Here is a 17,370-nt window from a genome sequence, read left to right on the forward strand (position 1 = left end):
ATCGACGACGGTTTCGTGCTGACTTGCCAATGTCATCCGGTGAGTGAGCGGGTGGTCGTGAGTTTCGACGAGCGTTAGATCGCAGCCGGGTGTCATTCGATTCGCGTAAACTAGGACCGCTCACCCGAGCGGTCCTTTCGTCTTTCCGGCATCCCGACACCGATGAACATGATTCACGTCACGAATGGCGATTGCGCGGCCCAGTCCCTCACGGAAGCGTTGCGGCGCGCCGAACGCGACGAGCGCGTCATCGCGCTGCGCGACGATCTCGCCGTCGGTCCGATCAGGGACATCGACGAATCGCCGCTCACGCGCGCCACGTTCTGGCGACAGGTTTTGAACAGCGCCGTCGACTTCGAAGGCGAACTCGAACAACAGCAGGCGCTCTTCGGCCGCCTCGCGCGCGGCGACGAACAGGTCGTCGTGTGGCACGGCCAGAGCGCTGCGGATCAGCTCACGCTGCGACGGGTCGCCTATCATCTGCGCAATGCGCCGCAACGTCTGAACGAAGCGAAGCTCACTCACGACGATCTGACGATCGCAACCGACGGCAGCGATCCCGAACGCGTCGGCCGGGCCGACCGTGCTACCGCCGTCGGCATGTTTTCGCCGAAGCAACTGCTCGCGAAGCTGCCGACCGCCGCGCCGATTTCCGTGCTTCGCATCAGCCGGCTCGCGCTCGAATGGCAGGAAGCGAAATACGCCAACGCCGACACGCGCCGCCTGCGCGACAACATGCTCGTGTCGGGAACGTGGATCGATGTCGACGAAGCCTTGCTCGACCTCGCCGGTCTTGAATGGAAGCCGGCGCGCCAGATCGCCGGCGCGGCGATGGGACAGCGCTTCGATTTCATGCTTTCCGATTCCGTCGCATTCTGGCGCTGCCGCGAACTCGTCACGGCGGGGCGGCTTAAAATCCGCGGCACGCCGTCCGAAATCAGTCAGGCCGAACTGCGCCGCTGAACCTATAGCTATAAGAACGCACTTTTCGACTACATGGCCCGTACCAAAGCGCCCGATCACGAGACGCAACGCGAACAGATCCTCGAACTCGCCGCCGCGAAATTCGCCCAGACGAGCTATCCCAGCACTTCGATGGCCGATCTCGCCGCCGCGAGCGGCACATCGAAGGCGCGGCTCTATCACTATTACGTGAGCAAGGAGGCGATCCTCTTCGATCTGCTCGACCGTTACACCAAGCGGCTGATGCTGATCATCGCGGAAGTGGAAGGCGCCAGCCAGCGGCGCGGACTGGGCGAGCGCGAGGCTTTCGCCGATCTCGTGCGCGCGTTTCTCGCCGAGTACGAAACGTCGCACAGCCGGCACGTCGCGCTTCTGAACGATGTGAAGTATCTGGAAGAAGCGCAGCGCGAAATCGTCCTCGATCGTCAGCGGGACATCGTGGCTGCGTTCGCGCGTCAGCTCGCGCGGGCTTATCCGAAACGCGCGACCACGGACAACCAGACCGCGCTGACCATGATGGTGTTCGGCATGATCAACTGGACGTTCACGTGGCTCAAGCCGGGCGGTAAGCTCGGCTATCGTGAGTTTGCGGAACAGGTCGTCGATATGATCGAAAACGGCCTCAACGGCGACTAGGCCGATGCTGCGGTACAACAAACTGCACGGTCGGTGAATTGTCGCTTCTACGAAGTCTCCCTCAACGTCCTGATTTTGCTATATTTGTTTCGTTTTCAGAAGATATTTAGAACGCCCTGTCTAGGCGTTTTTAAGGGTTTTCCCGTATCCGTCTCTCTGGAATCGGCTACACTTCATTCTGCTTTGCAGCACGCTGCACGACGAATGAAGGAGAACCGACCATGGAACCGAGCATCAACCGCACTGCCGAGCAGATCGTCGCGCACGATCAGCCGCTCAAAGACGCGCGTCCGCCGGTTCTCGTCCGCGAGCTTTCCGCTGCCGACCGCGAACGTCTCCTCACCCACTTTTTCGCTCTCGACGAAGACGACCGTCTCCTGCGCTTCGGGCAGGTCGTGCCGGATCGCGTCATCGAGAACTATGTGCGCAACATAAATTTTTCGAACGACAAGGTGTTCGGCGTGTTCGGCGGCGCTCTCGAACTGATCGGCGTCGGCCATCTGGCGTATCTGCCCGCCGAGGGCGATAAGCGCACTGCGGAGTTCGGCGTGTCAGTGCTCGAAAGCGCGCGCGGCCGTGGCGTCGGCTCGAAGCTGTTCGAACGCGCCGCCATGCGCAGCCGCAACACGCACGTATCGGTGCTTTACATGCACTGCCTGTCGCGCAACTCGACCATGATGCACATCGCGAAGAAATCGGGCATGAAGATCGAATACGCTTACGGCGAAGCGGATGCTTACCTCTCGCTCGCGCCGGCCGATCAGACCAGCATCGTGACCGAAATGCTGCAGGAGCAGGCCGCCGTGTTCGACTACGCGATGAAGCGTCAGGCGCAGCGCGCGTCGCAGGTTTTCCAGGCATTCATTCCGGCAGCAGCGAACGCCGCGTAATCAACTTCGAAAACAGCGCGGGCATTGCGTTGCGAGCGGGACCAACAAGGGCGGCACTGACCGCCCTTCGTCGTTAACGCAGCGGCAGAACCGTCGTTTCCTTGATGCGTTCCAGCGAGAAACTCGACCGCACATCGATCACCGACGGATGGTGCAGCAACTCATCCTGCACGAAGCGTGAGAAATCATCCATGTCGCGCACCTGCACGCGCAGCAGAAAATCCATTTCGCCGGTCATCGCGTCGCAAGCGACGACTTCCGGCCATGAACGCACCGCTTCGCGAAAGAGATCACCGTGCGTCGGCGCTTTCGGCGTGCCCGCTGCCGCCTGCGTGCCGCCGCGCTTTTCCAGCCGCACGTTGATGTAAGCGAGCAGACCGAGCCCGAGCTTCTTCGCGTCGAGCAAGGCGACATAACCGCGAATCACGCCGATGTCCTCCAGCCGCCGAATGCGCCGCAGACACGGACTCGGTGACAGACTCACGCGCTCCGCGATTTCCTGATTCGACAATCGTCCATTTTCCTGAAGGATCGCCAGAATTCGGCGATCTATCGTGTCCAGTTCGAGTTCAGCCATTTTGTAGCTCCGCATCGCCGTCATTTAGCAGCATCGTGCGCAATCTTAGGAATCGCCGGTTTGTTTCGCAAGTTTTTGCCAGCGTCGCCTGACTAAACTGTCTCCACGTCGCGCACATCGCGCCGCATCTAATTCAGGAGACACGCATGACCGCAACGACCTGGGAGAACCCCGTCGGCACCGACGGCTTCGAGTTCATCGAGTACACCGCGCCGGATCCGGTCGCGCTCGGCAAGCTGTTCGAGCAGATGGGGTTCACCGCGATTGCGAAGCATCGTCACAAGGACGTGACGCTTTATCGCCAGGGCGAAATCAACTTCATCGTCAACGCCGAGCCGGATTCGTTCGCGCAACGCTTCGCGCGCCTGCACGGTCCGTCGATTTGCGCGATCGCCTTTCGCGTCGCCGATGCCGCCAAAGCGTACAAGCGCGCGCTCGACCTCGGCGCGTGGGGCTTCGACAACAAGACCGGCCCGATGGAGCTGAACATTCCGGCGATCAAGGGCATCGGCGATTCGCTGATCTATTTCGTCGACCGGTGGCGCGGCAAGAACGGCGCGCAGCCGGGCAGCATCGGCGATATCAGCATCTACGACGTCGACTTCGAGCCGATTCCGGGCGCCGAGCAAAACCCGGTCGGCCACGGACTCACCTATATCGATCACCTGACGCACAACGTGCACCGCGGCCGCATGGTCGAGTGGGCGGAGTTCTACGAGCGGCTCTTCAACTTCCGCGAAGTCCGCTATTTCGATATCGAAGGCAAGGTCACGGCGGTGAAGTCGAAGGCGATGACCTCACCGTGCGGCAAGATCCGCATTCCGATCAACGAGGAAGGCTCGGAGAACGCGGGACAGATTCAGGAATACCTGGACGCGTATCGCGGCGAAGGCATTCAGCACATCGCGCTCGGCACGGGCGACATCTACAGCACCGTCGACGGCCTGCGCGGCGCGAACATCGCGCTGCTCGACACCATCGACACGTATTACGAACTGGTCGATCGCCGCGTGCCGGGTCACGTCGAATCGGTCGCCGAACTGAAGAAGCGCAAGATTCTGATCGACGGCACCAAGGACGAAGTCCTGCTGCAAATCTTCACGGAGAATCAGATCGGGCCGATCTTTTTCGAGATCATCCAGCGTAAGGGCAATCAGGGCTTCGGCGAGGGCAACTTCAAGGCGCTGTTCGAATCGATCGAACTGGATCAGATGCGCCGCGGCGTGCTGAAGGACACCACCGCAGGCTGATCGTGCTGCAAACGCAGGCAATGAAAAAGGGACATGGACCGCGAAGGTCCATGTCCCTTTGTTCATTCCGGCGGTCCGTCCAGTCGTTCCGGACCAGGGTGAGCGGGTCAGCCCGCCGTCTCGTCGTCGCTGCTTTCCGATTCACGGCGCTTTTGCGCACCGGCCTGAACCGACTGAACGCGCGCTTGCGCGACCTGTGCAACCGACGACGCCCCGAATGGCGCGGCATTATTCGCGCGTGCGCCGCCCATCGGCGCGCTGATTGCGAAAAAGGCCGCCGATACCATCAAGAAATTCTGGATGTGGCGTTGTTTCATCGTTATCTCCTTCTAACTGCATGTGTACGACTTGCTTCCGGAAGCCAAACGTGCACAAAAAGACGGCACGGGAATTTACGGAAGCGCCATTTTAGACAGAGATGAGCGGCAGGGTTCCGTGAACCGGTCGAATTTACACGCTGTAACAAAACCCTCGCAGCGACGGTCAAAACGTCAAAGAATTAACCCAAAGCGCAGGTAAGTGAGGAATTTTTAACGGGTTTGTCCCAGTGCCTGAACGATCACCGCACCGGCAAACTAGTAGTCCCGGCCTACGCGTCCACAAGACGCCGCGGCCCGAAACATGCTTTGGTGATCCCAAACCTCGGGTGGAGGAAGACACATAATGAACGCCCCGCTAGACGCAGAACAAAGAGCTTCCCTAGAAGCCGCATTGAAGTCCGTCACGCTAGACGACAAATACACGCTCGAACGCGGCCGCGCCTATATGAGCGGCATCCAGGCTCTAGTGCGCCTGCCAATGCTTCAGCAGGAACGCGACAAAGCCGCCGGCCTCAACACCGCCGGATTCATCTCCGGCTATCGCGGTTCTCCCCTCGGTGGTCTCGACCAGTCGCTCTGGAAGGCGAAGAAGCATCTCGCCGGGCACCAGGTCGTCTTTCAGCCGGGCGTGAACGAAGATCTCGCCGCCACCGCCGTGTGGGGCTCGCAGCAAGTGAACCTGTACCCGAGCGCCAAATACGACGGCGTCTTCTCGATGTGGTACGGCAAGGGCCCGGGCGTCGACCGTTCGGGCGATGTCTTCAAGCACGGCAATTCCGCCGGATCGGCGAAGCACGGCGGCGTTCTGGTGCTCGCCGGCGACGATCACGCCGCGAAATCATCGACGCTCGCGCATCAGTCCGAGCACATTTTCAAGGCGTGCGGCCTGCCGGTGCTGTTTCCGTCGAACGTGCAGGAATATCTCGACTTCGGTCTGCACGGCTGGGCGATGTCCCGCTACTCCGGCCTGTGGGTCGCGATGAAATGCGTGACGGATGTCGTCGAGTCGTCGGCTTCGGTGGATATCGATCCGCATCGCACGAAGATCGTGCTCCCGACCGATTTCGCGATGCCCGATGGCGGCCTGAACATCCGCTGGCCGGATCCGCCGCTCGTGCAGGAAGCGCGTCTGCTCGACTACAAGTGGTACGCCGCGCTCGCCTACGTGCGCGCGAACAAACTGGACCGTGTCGAAATCGATTCGCCGCATGCGCGCTTCGGCATCATGACCGGCGGCAAAGCCTATCTCGATGTCCGTCAGGCGCTGACCGATCTCGGTCTCGACGACGCGACGTGCTCGCAAATCGGCATCCGTCTCTACAAGGTCGGCTGCGTGTGGCCGCTCGAAGCGCAAGGCGCACACGAGTTCGCGCGCGGGCTGGAGGAGATTCTGGTCGTCGAGGAAAAGCGGCAGATTCTCGAATACGCGATTAAGGAAGAACTCTATAACTGGCCGGATGCGCAACGTCCGCGCGTGTACGGCAAATTCGACGAAAAAGACGGCGCCGGCGGCGAATGGTCCGTGCCGATGGGCAACTGGCTCCTGCCCGCCCACTACGAGCTGTCGCCGGCGATCATCGCGAAGGCCATCGCCACGCGCCTCGAAAAATTCGATTTGCCTGCCGATGTGCGCGCGCGCATTGCGACGCGCATTGCCGTGATCGACGCGAAGGAAAGGTCGCTCGCGCGTCCGCGCGTCGAGGCGGAGCGCAAGCCGTGGTTCTGCTCGGGCTGTCCGCACAATACGTCGACGAACGTGCCGGACGGCTCGCGCGCGATGGCGGGCATCGGCTGTCACTACATGACGGTCTGGATGGACCGCAACACGAGCACCTTCAGCCAGATGGGCGGCGAAGGCGTCGCGTGGGTCGGCCAGTCGCCGTTCTCGAACGACAAGCACGTGTTCGCGAATCTCGGCGACGGCACGTATTTCCATTCGGGCCTGCTCGCGATACGCGCGGCGATCGCGGCAAAGGTGAACATCACCTACAAGATTCTGTATAACGATGCCGTCGCGATGACCGGCGGCCAGCCCGTCGACGGCGTGCTGACCGTGCCGCAGATCACGCATCAGCTCGCGGCGGAAGGCGCGGCGAAAATCGTCATCGTCACGGATGAGCCGGAGAAGTACACGGCGAGCTTCGGGCTTGCGCCGGGCATCGACGTGCATCATCGCGACAAGCTGGACGACATCCAGCGGCAACTGCGCGAGGTGGCGGGCACGTCGATCCTGATCTACGACCAGACCTGCGCGACCGAGAAGCGCCGGCGCCGCAAACGCGGCGCGTTCCCCGATCCGGCGAAGCGCGTCGTCATCAACGAGGCGGTGTGCGAAGGCTGCGGCGATTGCTCGGTGAAGTCGAACTGCCTGTCGGTCGAGCCGCTCGATACCGAATACGGCACGAAGCGCCAGATCAATCAGTCGACGTGCAACAAGGACTATTCGTGTCTGAACGGCTTCTGCCCGAGCTTCGTGACGGTGGAAGGCGGTCAGTTGAAGAAGCCGAAGGCAACGAGCGTTGCGAGCGATGCGATGCCGTCCGTGCCCACGCCCGAGCTTCCGGAGATCGGGCGGCCGTATGGCGTGCTGGTCACGGGTGTCGGCGGGACGGGCGTCGTGACGATCGGAGCGCTGCTCGGCATGGCGGCGCATCTGGAGCAGAAAGGCGTCACCGTGCTCGACGTTACCGGCCTCGCGCAGAAGGGCGGCGCCGTGATGAGCCATGTGCAGATCGCCAACCGTCCGACCGATATCCACGCGACGCGTATCGCGATGGGTGAGGCGGATCTCGTCATCGGGTGCGATGCGATCGTCACCGCGAGCAACGAATGCGGCTCGCGGATGCAGCCCGATCACACGCGCGTCGTCGTAAATAGCGCGCAGACGCCGACCGCCGAGTTCATCAAGAACCCGAACTGGAGCTTTCCGGGCGCGAGCGCGGAGGCGGATATTCGCGCGGCGGCGGGCGAGCATGTCGCGCTCGTCGATGCGAACCGCTTCGCCGTCGCGCTGATGGGCGATGCGATCTACACGAACCCGTTCGTGCTCGGCTTCGCGTGGCAGAAGGGCTGGGTACCGCTGCGGCATGAGTCGCTGATGCGCGCGATCGAGCTGAATGCGGTTCAGGTCGAGAAGAATCTCGCGGCGTTCGAATGGGGCCGTCGCGCAGCGCACGATCCCGAAGCCGTGCGCCGTCTCGCGGATACGCAGCACGGCGTTCAGGAAGCGCCTGGCAAGGTGATCGCGCTGCATACGCCGAAGGCGCTCGACGCGCTCATCGACAAGCGTCTCGACTATCTCGCGAAGTATCAGAACACGGCCTACGCCGCGCGTTACGGACGGCTGGTTGCCGAAGTGCGGGCGAAGGAAGCCGGGCTCGGTTCGGGCGACGGGCAATATCCGCTGACCGAGGCCGTCGCGAAGAATCTGCACAAGCTGATGGCGTACAAGGACGAATACGAAGTCGCGCGCCTTTATGCCGATCCGGCGTTCCTCGAAAAAGTGAAGAGCAGCTTCGAGGGCGACTGGAAGATCAAGATGCATCTCGCGCCGCCGAGTTTTTCGAAGAAGGATGCGCACGGGCATCTGGTGAAGAAGCAGTACGGTCCGTGGATGATGTCCGCGATGCGCGTGCTCGCTCGACTCAAGTTCTTGCGCGGCACGGCGCTCGATCCGTTCGGGCGCACGGAAGAGCGGAAGATGGAAAGGGCGTTGATCGGCGAGTACGAGGCTTTGGTGCGCGAGCTGATGGGCGGACTGACGGCGCAGAATCTGCAGCTTGCCGTCGAACTCGCGAATCTTCCCGACTCGATGCGCGGCTACGGTCACATCAAGGAAAACAACGTGAAAGCCGCGAAGATCAAGTGGAATGCGTTGCTGGCGCGTTGGCGGAATAACGAAGGCGGGGAAAAGCGGCAGGTGGCGTGATTCGCCGAGTACGTTCGAAGGCGGTTCGTGAAAGCGAATCGCCTTTTTGTCGGCCAAAGAAAACGGCGATCTGGTCACCCGGATCGCCGTTCTTCATTGAAGCGTCGAACTTACTTCGCTACGCGCGCATTCGCGCTCGCCACCGCCGTCATATTGATGATGCGCCGCACGGTCGCCGCCGGCGTCAGGATATGCACCGGCTTCGCCGCGCCGAGCAGGAACGGCCCGACGGTCACGCCCTCGCCGCTCACCATCTTGAGCAGGTTGTACGTGATGTTCGCCGCTTCGACGTTCGGCATGATCAGCAGATTCGCCTCGCCGTGCAGCGTCGTGCCCGGGAAAGCAGCCTTGCGCACCGTCTCCGACAACGCCGCATCGCCGTGCATTTCACCGTCGATTTCGAGATCCGGCGCACGCTCCGCGATCAGCTTGCGCGCCTCCGCCATGCGCTTGCTCGACGCGGTCTGCACGCTGCCGAAGTTCGAATTCGACACCAGCGCGACCTTCGGCTGAATCCCGAATCGCTCGATCTCGCGCGCCGCCAGAATCGTCATGTCGGCGAGTTGCTCGGGCGTCGGCATTTCGTTGACGTACGTATCGCTGATGAACAGATTGCGCCCTTGCAGCATCAGCAGATTCATCGCCGCGAAGTTGTCCGCGCCTTCCGCCTTGCCGAGCACCTGATCGATGAACTTCAGGTGATCCTGATACGTGTCGATGAGACCGCAGATCATCCCGTCCGCGTCGCCGGTGTGAACCAGGATCGCGCCGATCAGCGTGTTGAACTTGCGCAGCGCGGCCTTCGCGCTTTCGGGCGTCACGCCCTGACGCGCGGCGATCTCGTGATACGCCTGCCAGCTCTTCTGATAGCGCGGATCGTCTTCCGGATTCACGATCTCGAAATCGACGCCCGGCTTCAGCTTCGAGCCCATCTTCTGCAGACGCATTTCGACGACAGCCGGCCGGCCGATGATGATCGGCTTCGCGATCTTCTCAAGCAGCACGAACTGCGCGGCGCGCAGCACGCGCTCGTCCTCGCCTTCCGCGAACGCGATGCGCGCCGGCGCAGCCTTCGCCGCCGCGAACACCGGGCGCATGACCATGCCCGTGCGATACACCGTGGCGCCGAGCGTCTCGCGATACGCGTCCATGTCCTTGATCGGACGCGTCGCGACGCCCGAATCCATCGCGGCTTGCGCCACGGCCGGCGCGATCTTGATGATCAGGCGCGGATCGAACGGCTTCGGAATCAGATACTCCGGGCCGAATTCCAGCGAATGGCCTTCGTAGGCCTTCGCGACTTCATCGCCCTGATCGGTTTCTTCCGCGAGTTCGGCGATCGCGCGCACGCAGGCGAGCTTCATCTCCTCGGTGATCGTCGTCGCGCCGACGTCGAGCGCGCCGCGGAAGATGAACGGGAAACACAGCACGTTGTTGACCTGATTCGGATAATCCGAACGTCCCGTCGCGACGATGCAATCCGGACGCACCCGCTTCGCCTCTTCCGGACGGATTTCCGGCTCGGGATTCGCCAGCGCGAGAATCAGCGGCTTCTCGGCCATCGTCTCGACCATTTCCGCTTTCAGCACGCCCGCGCTCGAACAACCGAGGAACACGTCGCAACCGTGCATCGCATCGCCGAGCGTGCGCGCGTCGGTGCTCGCCTGATAGCGCTCCTTCGATGCATCCAGATTGCCGCGGCCTTCATAAATCACGCCCTTCGAATCGACCACGATCGTATTCGACTTCTTCAAACCGAGGTGGACGAGCAAGTCCAGACACGCGATCGCCGCCGCGCCCGCGCCGGAGCACACGAGCTTCACTTCGTCGAGCTTCTTGCCGACGACTTTCAGGCCGTTGAGAATCGCCGCCGATGCGATGATCGCCGTGCCGTGCTGATCGTCATGGAAAACGGGAATCTTCATGCGCTCGCGCAGCTTCTTCTCGATGTAGAAGCATTCCGGCGCCTTGATGTCCTCGAGATTGATGCCGCCGAGCGTCGGTTCGAGCATCGCGATCGCATCGACGAGCTTGTCCGGATCGGTTTCCGCCAACTCGATATCGAACACGTCGATGCCCGCGAACTTCTTGAAGAGACACCCCTTGCCTTCCATCACCGGCTTGGCCGCGAGCGGGCCGATGTTGCCGAGACCCAGAACGGCCGTGCCGTTCGTCACGACGCCGACGAGATTCGCACGCGAAGTGTATTTCTGTGCGTCGAGCGGCTCGTCGTAGATCGCCATGCACGCGGCCGCGACGCCCGGCGAATACGCGAGCGACAGGTCGAGCTGGTTGGAAAGCGGCTTGGTCGGAGTAACGGAAATCTTGCCGGGACGGGGATTCTGGTGATACGCGAGGGCACTTTGCTTCAGTTGTTCGTCCATGATTTGACCTGAGACGTTTGGGAATTATTTGAACAGGGTTCACACCGCCGCCGACCGTGCTGCAATGAATGCGGGAATGTGAATCGATGGACCAAGTTTCATGTGCTCGGCGCGTCGGATAGACGCGGCGTGCCGCTCGCAGGGTTGAACGAGCGGACGGAGCCTTTGGTTTTTTGGGACGTTCAGTGTACACCGCGCCTCTGAAATGACGCGATGCAACGTTTCAGCGCGATTTCGTCCGACGACTATGCGCTCATTCGAGTTCGGCGCCGCGTTTTTCGGGGATGAGAAAGAGCGTCGCGACGACATCGAGCAGATAGATCGACGCGAGGAACGCGAGCGCCACCGCGAACGAATAGCGCGCCGCCAGCGCGCCGACCGCGACGGGACCGAGCCCGCCCACCGCGCGTCCTATATTGAACAGCACGTTTTGCGCGGTCGCGCGCGCTTCCGTCGGATAGATCTCGGAGATCAGCGCGCCGTAACCGCCGAGCATGCCGTTCACGAACACGCCCATCACCGCGCCGCCGATCAGCAACGCCGCCGGGCCCGTCAGATTGGAATAGACGAACACCATCGCGACCGCGCCGAACTGGTAGACGAGAAACGCCGGTTTGCGCCCGAAACGGTCCGCCGCGAGACCGAACAGCCAGATGCCGAGCGCCATGCCGAGCACGGTGGCCGCGGTCCAGAGGCCGGATTTGGTGAGCGAGTAGCCGAATGTCTTCGACAGATAGCTCGGCAGCCAGATCATCAACCCGTAATAGCCGAAGTTCTGCACCGAACACAGGATGATCACGCCGATGCTGGCGCGCGCGGTGCGGGTGTCGTCGAAAAGACGCTTGAGCGGCAGGTTGCGGACGGCGGCGGTTTTTGCGGCCGCGCGGCGTTCGATGAACAACGCGGGCTCTTCCACGTGCCGCCGCACGAAGAACGACACGAGCGCCGGCAGCAGCCCGACCGCGAACATGCCGCGCCAGCCGATCACGGGCAGGAGCATCGGCGTGATAAGCGCGGCGGCGAGCACGCCCATTTGCCAGCCGATCCCCACATACGAAGACACCCGCGCCCGCAGCCGCGCGGGCCACGCCTCGGCGACAAGCGCCATGCCGATCCCGAATTCGCCGCCCAGCCCGATCCCCGCGATGGTGCGATAAATCAGCAAGTCGCCGTAGCCCCGCGCGAGCGCGCACAAGCCGGTGAAGACGGCGAACACCAGGATCGTCCAGGTCAGCATGCGCACGCGGCCGAAGTAATCGGACAGCATGCCAAACACGACGCCGCCCGCGACGGCCCCGGCGAGCGTCCACGTGACGAGCGCACCGGATTGCGCGGGTGTGAGATGCAGGTCGGCGGCGATCGCGGGCAGCATGAAGCCGAGGATCAGCAAATCGAAGCCGTCCATCGCGTAGCCGAGCATGGACGCGACGAGCGCCTGCAGTGCGTGGCGGGAAAGCGGTTCGGAAGACGTGGAGGAGGAAGCGGGCGTCATCGGCGTGTCCGGCGGAAAAGTGCCGCGAGTGTACGCGCGAGCGCGCGAACCGTTCAATCGATCGAAAAAGCCCGCTCGCCCGCATTCGTCTGCTCGGGTAAAATGGCCGGCTACGCGCGCAGTGAATGCGAAAACGCCGTTCAAAACGGCGCGTTCTGCATCGAATCATGCGCCAAGGCCCTCGCGGCCACCTCCCGCTTCTTCAAGCGCCACACAAGTCCAAGGATTCGCCCATGACAGGCTTCGATCGCCAGACGATCTCCGACACCACCGCCAAGATGCTGCTCGAAGTGCAGGCGGTGCACTTCAACGCGGAAAAACCGTACATCTTCACGTCCGGCTGGGCGAGCCCGGTGTATATCGATTGCCGCAAGCTGATCTCGTATCCGCGCGTGCGCCGCGGCCTGATGGAGATGGCCGAAGCGACGATTCTGCGCGATGTCGGCTACGAGCAGATCGACGCCGTCGCCGGCGGCGAAACCGCGGGCATCCCGTTCGCCGCCTGGATCGCCGACCGCCTGATGGTGCCGATGCAATACGTCCGCAAGAAGCCGAAGGGTTTCGGCCGCAACGCGCAGATCGAAGGTTTGCTGACCGAAGGCCAGCGCGTGCTGCTAGTCGAAGACCTGACCACGGACAGCCGCAGCAAGATCAACTTCATCAACGCGCTGCGTACCGCGGGCGCCACGGTGAACCACTGCTTCGTGCTCTTTCATTACAACATCTTCAAGGAAAGCGTGTCGGTGCTGAAAGACATCGACGTCGATCTGCACGCGCTCGCCACGTGGTGGGACGTGCTGCGCGTCGCGAAGGAGCAAGGCTACTTCGAATCGAAGACGCTCGATGAAGTTGAGAAATTCCTGCACGCGCCCGCGGAATGGTCGGCTGCGCACGGCGGTGCAACCGCTGCCCCGCAATAAACATTTACGTCCAGAAGCAATAAAAAAAGAAAAGCCGCTGACTGAAATCAGCGGCTTTTTTAATTTGGCAAGGGAATTGCCTACAGCGAATTCGGATTGGGCAGCGAATCGTCGAGCGAACCGTCGCCGGAATATGCCGAGAGATTCATTAAGCCATTGCTTTGCGCGTACTGAAACAATTCGGAATCGCGCTCGATGCCGAGTTTTCGCATTGCGGTGTTCTTCTGCGTACTGATCGTTTTGATACTGCGCCGCAATTGCCCCGCGATTTCCGTAATCGTCATGCCTGAGACAAACAGACGTACCACTTCGAGCTCGCGTTTGGACAGGATCCCGCTGCGCTGCTGTCCGCTCGTGCCAAGTCCCATGCTGTCGAGCGCCGCTTTCACGGACGGGCCGAGATACTCCTGCCCGCGTATGACGTGCTGGATCGCCCAGCCGATGTGGTTCATGTCGTCGGCCTTGTTGATGATCGACATCACGCCCACTTCGCGCAAACGTTTGAGCAAGGCCGGATTTTCGAGCATGGTCAGCACGACGAGCTTCACTCGCGGGAACTGCCGGCCGATATAACCGAGCAACGGCATGCCGTCGCCGTACGAGCCGCCGGGCATGGCGAGATCGGTGACGAGGACATCGCATGGTCCCTTCTGAAGCAACTGGATGAGTTCGGTGGACTGGCGCGCCTGACCGATGACGTCCACCTCCGGAAACTTGTTGAGCGCCTGTGTCGCGCCAAACAGAATGACAGGGTGATCGTCTGCGATGATGACCTTTATTCGCTGGCTCATTTAATTCTCCTGTATTTTGGTCGATTTAGTTGCCGCGCGAATCTGCGTCGAATTAGTCATTTCTCGTTCTAAAGAGTCAGAGGTCATCGCAGTCAAGGCGCTGCGCACTAGGTCCGAACCGGCGGGCGAATACGCGCTATCGGCTAAGTCCCAAGGATTTAAGGCTTTTAAGCTTTGTTGCAATGTTAAACTGCAAGTTGGCAGAAGCGCATCACTGAGACAAAAAACATCGTTGCAGCCAGCGAAACGCTGCTATAACGCGCGACGATACTGACAGGAGTTCAGCCCATGCGCCTCACCGGCCGACGCGTGAGTTCGACTGGCCATGTCGCATCAGCACTTCTCATCGCCTTCGCGGCGGCGGTTTTCGCGAATCCGCACGAGGCCGCCGCCGACCCCGCGTTCTCCGTGTCGAGCGGCGACCTCGCGCCGGGCAAGACTACCGGGCGCGATCTGCTTTTCGATCAATCGGAGTGCAAGGGCGGCAACCGCTCGCCGCAACTCTCCTGGCGCGGCGCACCCGCCAACACGCGCAGCTTCGCCGTGACGATCTTCGATCCCGACGCGCCCGGCCGCGGCTGGTGGCACTGGGCCGTCGCGGGCATTCCGGCCGGCACGGATCGCCTGCCGAACAACGCGAGCGCGTCGGGCGCGCTGCGAAAGCTGGGGGCCATCGAGGCGCGCAACGACTGGGACACGGACGGCTATGGCGGCCCGTGCCCGCCGCCCGGCAAGCCGCATCGCTATATCGTGACCGTCTACGCGCTCGACAGCGCCGATCTGCGCCTGCGCCAAGGCACGCCCGCTCTCATGTTCGAGCACGAAATCCGCACGATGGCGATCGCCAGCGCACAGCTCACCTTCACATACGGCCGTTAACCTGAAGTCGAAAACCGTGCGCTCACGCCGCTCGGTGGAAAATTGTCTTTGCTAGACTGGCCCGGACCGTCCGCACGGCACGCGTCCGCGCAAGCCGCGCGCAGAGAACGACTCGGGGAAACCATGCCGAACATCATCATCGTTTATCACAGCGGCTACGGCCACACGAAGAAAGTCGCGGAAGCGGTGCTCGGCGGCGCCGCCGACGCCGGCGCGAACGTGAAGCTGATCGCCGTCGGCGAACTCGACGACGGCGCCTGGGCCGAACTCGACGCCGCCGACGCCATCGTCTTCGGCGCGCCAACCTACATGGGCGGCCCGTCCGCCGACTTCAAGAAGTTCGCGGACGCGAGTTCGAAGCCTTGGTTCGCGCAGAAATGGAAGGACAAGATCGCGGCCGGATTCACCAATTCGGCGCATATGAACGGCGACAAATTCCTGACCATCTCCTATCTCGTCACGCTGGCGATGCAGCACGGCATGATCTGGGCCGGCACGGGCATGATGCCGTCGAACACGAAGGCGGCCACGCGCAACGATCTGAACTTCGTCGGCGGTTTCACGGGATTGCTGACGCAGTCGCCCGCGGACGCCTCGCCGGACGAAGCGCCGCCGCCCGGCGATCTGGAAACGGCGAAGGTCTTCGGCGCGCGCATCGCGGAAGTGACAACGCGCTGGATCGGCAGCCGGACGGGCGACGAAAACGGCGGACATCAGCCCGCCCCGGAATCGCACTAGAATGACGGTTTTGCGGCGAGCGCCCGCACGAACCAGCGAGATCGAGATGACCACGAAAGTATTTGTCGACGGACAGGAAGGCACCACCGGCCTGAAGATTTTCGAATATCTGTCGCAGCGCCGTGACATCGAAGTGTTGCGTATCGAGGAAGCGAAGCGCAAGGACATCGAGGAGCGCCGCCGGCTCATCAACGCGTCGGACGTGACGTTCCTGTGCCTGCCGGATGTCGCGTCGCGCGAATCGGTTTCGCTCGTCGACCGCGACAACACGCGCACCGTGATGATCGACGCCAGCACGGCGTTCCGCACGCAGGACGACTGGGCGTACGGCCTGCCCGAGCTCGCGCGCTCGCAGCGTGAGCGTCTGCGCACGTCGAAGCGCATCGCGGTGCCGGGCTGCCACGCGTCGGCGTTCGTGCTGTCGGTGCAGCCGCTCGTCGCAGGCGGCCTCGTTCCCGCCCATTTCGACGCGCACGCCTATTCGATCACCGGCTACAGCGGCGGCGGCAAGAAAATGATCGCCGAGTACGAAGCGGGCGGCAACGAGAAGCTCATGAGCCCGCGCCCGTACGCGCTGGGTCTGACACACAAGCATCTGCCGGAAATGTCGGTGCGCACGGGCCTCGCGCGCGCGCCGGTGTTTACGCCGATCGTCGGCGCGTTTCTGAAAGGTCTCGCGGTGACGACGTACTTCTCGCCGGACCAGCTCTCACGGCGGGCGAAGCCGCAGGACGTGCGCAACATGCTGGCCGAGTACTACAACAACGAGCCGTTCGTGCGCGTGATGCCGTTCGACGCCGAAAGCAACCTCGACGCCGGCTTCTTCGACGTCCAAGCCTGCAACGACACCAATCGTGTCGATATTTTCGTGTTCGGCAACGACGAGCGCTTCGTGACGGTCGCGCGTCTGGACAATCTGGGCAAGGGCGCGTCGGGTGCGGCGATCCAGTGCATGAATCTGGCGATCGGCGCTGATGAGGAGACGGGCCTCGCCCGCTGATCGCGCTTCGCAGGAAACCGAAAGGCCGATTCGCACGACGCGGGTCGGCCTTTTTTGCGTCCGTCGGTGCAGCGCAACATCAAAAAGCAGGGACGAAAAAAAGCCCGCCAAAGCTGGCGGGCTGAATCCATATCAGTGGAGACATGGAGGAGACAGGAGTAAATATATCAGGAACATTGGTGCGTCGCAACATCGGCTGTTGCGCCCGGCACACGCACGTTGTCGATGCAACTCAGGGCTGCATCATCGACAGAATGAACTGGAGCTGATCCGCCGAGATCGGCTTGACGAGATGCACGTCGAAACCGGCGTCGAGCGTCATTTCCCGATGCTGAGGCTGTCCCCAGCCCGTCAGCGCAACGAGCATCCGCGCCTGGCCATTCGGCAATTTGCGCAATGCCCGCGCTGCCGCGAGACCGTCGACGAGCGGCATGCCGAGATCGAGAATCACGACTTCGGGATCGAACTGCAGTGCAACGTCGACGGCTTGCGAGCCGTTCGCCGCGAGCGCCACCTCGTGGCCCATGCCGGTCAGCAGGTTGGCGAGGCCGGAAAGCGCATCGTCGTCATCATCGGCTATCAGGATGCGCTTGGTCACGATG

The 17,370-nt window shown here is 62.2% G+C and carries 15 protein-coding genes; 9 read left to right on the forward strand and 6 right to left on the reverse strand.

What is annotated here, in order from left to right:
- Window positions 1-162: 162 nt before the first annotated feature.
- The 3 genes from NCS28_RS12755 (at window position 163) to NCS28_RS12765 (ending at window position 2,489) form a co-directional block, all read left to right on the forward strand.
- The gene (locus NCS28_RS12755) at window positions 163-963 is read left to right on the forward strand and encodes a DUF1835 domain-containing protein (RefSeq protein WP_250514143.1); all 801 of its coding nucleotides are present in this window, start codon (window positions 163-165) and stop codon (window positions 961-963) included.
- 33 nt (window positions 964-996) lie between these two features.
- On the forward strand, window positions 997-1,599 hold the full coding sequence (locus NCS28_RS12760; protein ID WP_250514144.1) for a TetR/AcrR family transcriptional regulator: 603 nt from the start codon (window positions 997-999) through the stop codon (window positions 1,597-1,599).
- Window positions 1,600-1,820: 221 nt separating this feature from the next.
- The gene (locus tag NCS28_RS12765) at window positions 1,821-2,489 is read left to right on the forward strand and encodes a GNAT family N-acetyltransferase (RefSeq protein ID WP_250514145.1); all 669 of its coding nucleotides are present in this window, start codon (window positions 1,821-1,823) and stop codon (window positions 2,487-2,489) included.
- A gap of 73 nt (window positions 2,490-2,562) precedes the next feature.
- Here NCS28_RS12765 and NCS28_RS12770 read toward each other — a convergent pair whose 3' ends face one another.
- Window positions 2,563-3,066, reverse strand: a complete 504-nt coding sequence (locus NCS28_RS12770; RefSeq protein ID WP_250514146.1) for an Lrp/AsnC family transcriptional regulator — start codon at window positions 3,064-3,066, stop codon at window positions 2,563-2,565.
- Between the two features lie 146 nt (window positions 3,067-3,212).
- Between NCS28_RS12770 and hppD the strand changes: the two genes are divergently transcribed.
- Window positions 3,213-4,316, forward strand: coding sequence for a 4-hydroxyphenylpyruvate dioxygenase (gene hppD / locus NCS28_RS12775; RefSeq protein ID WP_250514147.1), 1,104 nt, complete (start codon window positions 3,213-3,215; stop codon window positions 4,314-4,316).
- 107 nt (window positions 4,317-4,423) lie between these two features.
- Here the strand turns inward: hppD and NCS28_RS12780 are convergent, their stop codons facing one another.
- Window positions 4,424-4,633 carry a hypothetical protein gene (locus tag NCS28_RS12780; protein ID WP_250514148.1) on the reverse strand — a complete coding sequence of 70 codons (210 nt, stop codon included), beginning with the start codon at window positions 4,631-4,633 and terminating at the stop codon, window positions 4,424-4,426.
- A 346-nt stretch (window positions 4,634-4,979) separates the two neighbouring features.
- On the opposite strand from NCS28_RS12780, the gene NCS28_RS12785 reads away from it, so the two are divergent.
- Entirely contained in the window at window positions 4,980-8,564 is a 3,585-nt protein-coding gene (locus NCS28_RS12785; protein ID WP_250514149.1) for an indolepyruvate ferredoxin oxidoreductase family protein, read from the forward strand.
- Between the two features lie 110 nt (window positions 8,565-8,674).
- Here NCS28_RS12785 and NCS28_RS12790 read toward each other — a convergent pair whose 3' ends face one another.
- Both NCS28_RS12790 and NCS28_RS12795 read right to left on the reverse strand, forming a co-directional pair.
- Window positions 8,675-10,948, reverse strand: a complete 2,274-nt coding sequence (locus NCS28_RS12790) for an NADP-dependent malic enzyme (protein WP_250514150.1) — start codon at window positions 10,946-10,948, stop codon at window positions 8,675-8,677.
- 253 nt (window positions 10,949-11,201) lie between these two features.
- On the reverse strand, window positions 11,202-12,440 hold the full coding sequence (locus tag NCS28_RS12795; RefSeq protein WP_250514151.1) for an MFS transporter: 1,239 nt from the start codon (window positions 12,438-12,440) through the stop codon (window positions 11,202-11,204).
- Between the two features lie 233 nt (window positions 12,441-12,673).
- On the opposite strand from NCS28_RS12795, the gene NCS28_RS12800 reads away from it, so the two are divergent.
- Entirely contained in the window at window positions 12,674-13,360 is a 687-nt protein-coding gene (locus NCS28_RS12800) for an orotate phosphoribosyltransferase (protein ID WP_061120316.1), read from the forward strand.
- An 80-nt stretch (window positions 13,361-13,440) separates the two neighbouring features.
- Here NCS28_RS12800 and NCS28_RS12805 read toward each other — a convergent pair whose 3' ends face one another.
- Complete coding sequence (locus NCS28_RS12805; protein ID WP_250514152.1) at window positions 13,441-14,151, reverse strand: response regulator; 711 nt, start codon at window positions 14,149-14,151, stop codon at window positions 13,441-13,443.
- 288 nt (window positions 14,152-14,439) lie between these two features.
- On the opposite strand from NCS28_RS12805, the gene NCS28_RS12810 reads away from it, so the two are divergent.
- The 3 genes from NCS28_RS12810 to argC all read left to right on the forward strand — a co-directional run bounded on the left by NCS28_RS12810 (window position 14,440) and on the right by argC (window position 16,768).
- Entirely contained in the window at window positions 14,440-15,030 is a 591-nt protein-coding gene (locus tag NCS28_RS12810; RefSeq protein WP_250514153.1) for a YbhB/YbcL family Raf kinase inhibitor-like protein, read from the forward strand.
- Between the two features lie 123 nt (window positions 15,031-15,153).
- Complete coding sequence (locus NCS28_RS12815; RefSeq protein WP_250514154.1) at window positions 15,154-15,768, forward strand: flavodoxin family protein; 615 nt, start codon at window positions 15,154-15,156, stop codon at window positions 15,766-15,768.
- Between the two features lie 46 nt (window positions 15,769-15,814).
- On the forward strand, window positions 15,815-16,768 hold the full coding sequence (gene argC / locus NCS28_RS12820) for an N-acetyl-gamma-glutamyl-phosphate reductase (protein WP_250514155.1): 954 nt from the start codon (window positions 15,815-15,817) through the stop codon (window positions 16,766-16,768).
- Window positions 16,769-17,000: 232 nt separating this feature from the next.
- Here the strand turns inward: argC and NCS28_RS12825 are convergent, their stop codons facing one another.
- Window positions 17,001-17,366: a response regulator gene (locus tag NCS28_RS12825; protein WP_250514156.1), complete on the reverse strand. Its 366-nt coding sequence runs from the start codon at window positions 17,364-17,366 to the stop codon at window positions 17,001-17,003.
- Window positions 17,367-17,370: the final 4 nt, after the last annotated feature.

Origin of the sequence: Caballeronia sp. INDeC2, from assembly GCF_023631325.1 — a bacterium.
In the GTDB taxonomy this organism is placed as follows: Bacteria; Pseudomonadota; Gammaproteobacteria; order Burkholderiales; family Burkholderiaceae; genus Caballeronia.

Excerpts from the sequence above, each read along its gene's own strand:
- NCS28_RS12755 (WP_250514143.1), top strand. The coding sequence starts at position 163 with ATGAACATGATTCACGTCACGAATGGCGATTGCGCGGCCCAGTCCCTC.
- NCS28_RS12760 (WP_250514144.1), top strand. The coding sequence starts at position 997 with ATGGCCCGTACCAAAGCGCCCGATCACGAGACGCAACGCGAACAGATC.
- NCS28_RS12765 (WP_250514145.1), top strand. The coding sequence starts at position 1,821 with ATGGAACCGAGCATCAACCGCACTGCCGAGCAGATCGTCGCGCACGAT.
- NCS28_RS12770 (WP_250514146.1), bottom strand. The coding sequence starts at position 3,066 with ATGGCTGAACTCGAACTGGACACGATAGATCGCCGAATTCTGGCGATC.
- hppD (WP_250514147.1), top strand. The coding sequence starts at position 3,213 with ATGACCGCAACGACCTGGGAGAACCCCGTCGGCACCGACGGCTTCGAG.
- NCS28_RS12780 (WP_250514148.1), bottom strand. The coding sequence starts at position 4,633 with ATGAAACAACGCCACATCCAGAATTTCTTGATGGTATCGGCGGCCTTT.
- NCS28_RS12785 (WP_250514149.1), top strand. The coding sequence starts at position 4,980 with ATGAACGCCCCGCTAGACGCAGAACAAAGAGCTTCCCTAGAAGCCGCA.
- NCS28_RS12790 (WP_250514150.1), bottom strand. The coding sequence starts at position 10,948 with ATGGACGAACAACTGAAGCAAAGTGCCCTCGCGTATCACCAGAATCCC.
- NCS28_RS12795 (WP_250514151.1), bottom strand. The coding sequence starts at position 12,440 with ATGACGCCCGCTTCCTCCTCCACGTCTTCCGAACCGCTTTCCCGCCAC.
- NCS28_RS12800 (WP_061120316.1), top strand. The coding sequence starts at position 12,674 with ATGACAGGCTTCGATCGCCAGACGATCTCCGACACCACCGCCAAGATG.
- NCS28_RS12805 (WP_250514152.1), bottom strand. The coding sequence starts at position 14,151 with ATGAGCCAGCGAATAAAGGTCATCATCGCAGACGATCACCCTGTCATT.
- NCS28_RS12810 (WP_250514153.1), top strand. The coding sequence starts at position 14,440 with ATGCGCCTCACCGGCCGACGCGTGAGTTCGACTGGCCATGTCGCATCA.
- NCS28_RS12815 (WP_250514154.1), top strand. The coding sequence starts at position 15,154 with ATGCCGAACATCATCATCGTTTATCACAGCGGCTACGGCCACACGAAG.
- argC (WP_250514155.1), top strand. The coding sequence starts at position 15,815 with ATGACCACGAAAGTATTTGTCGACGGACAGGAAGGCACCACCGGCCTG.